Raw genomic sequence first — 361 nt, forward strand, 5'->3', positions numbered from 1 at the left:
CTGGCCGACAGTGCGCGCGGGGTGAACGGGTTGATGGGTGCCTTCAGCTTCGACGGTGCCACCGACAAGGGGTGGTAGGCATAGCGGCCGGCATGCAGCAGCTGCAGGCAGATCTTCGCGCCATGCTGGTGCGCGGCGGCGGTCAGTTGGCGGTGCGGCCGCACTTCCCAGGGCCAGGACAGCTTGCCGCCGAACGGCTTCAGCCAGCCGACCACGTTCGGTGCGAAGCCGCCGGTGACGATCAGGCCGACGCCGCCCTCGGCGCGTTCGGCGAAGTAGGCCGCCAGCCGCGGGAAGTCGCGGGCGCGATCCTCCAGGCCGGTGTGCATCGAGCCCATCAATACGCGGTTGCGCAACTGGG

1 pseudogene is annotated in these 361 nt (G+C 70.1%); it reads right to left on the bottom strand.

What is annotated here, in order from left to right:
* Positions 1 to 361, bottom strand: a pseudogene (locus EN850_RS34350) (NADPH-dependent 2,4-dienoyl-CoA reductase); the annotation flags it as partial.

The sequence above is a fragment of the Mesorhizobium sp. M8A.F.Ca.ET.207.01.1.1 genome, assembly GCF_004794715.1.
In the GTDB taxonomy this organism is placed as follows: domain Bacteria; phylum Pseudomonadota; class Alphaproteobacteria; order Rhizobiales; family Rhizobiaceae; genus Mesorhizobium.